The following is a 295-nucleotide window of genomic DNA, read 5'->3' as shown; positions in this document are numbered from 1 at the left end:
CTGCAAGACCCTAATCGCCCCATCGGCTCCTTTATGTTTCTTGGTCCTACCGGTGTGGGAAAAACCGAATTAACCAAAGCGCTTGCGGCTTTTCTCTTTCAAGATCAAAATGCTATGTTGCGCATCGATATGTCGGAATATATGGAAAAACATGCCGGTGCACGCTTGATTGGGGCACCGCCCGGATATGTCGGATATGAAGAAGGGGGAGGGCTAACTGAAGCCGTGCGGCGAAGACCTTATCAGGGCATTTTGTTCGATGAGATTGAAAAAGCCCATCCCGATATTTTTAATC

1 protein-coding gene is annotated in these 295 nt (G+C 48.1%); it reads left to right on the top strand.

Going from position 1 to position 295, the window contains the following annotated elements; translation table 11 throughout:
- A partial coding sequence (locus ACFIO5_RS12140; RefSeq protein ID WP_375705543.1) for an AAA family ATPase occupies window positions 1-295 on the top strand: 295 nt, incomplete at both ends.

The organism is Bartonella sp. AA86SXKL (assembly GCF_042196885.1).
Note: the sequence above shows the minus strand (reverse complement) of the source record. Positions and strands in the feature narration are given on the sequence as shown.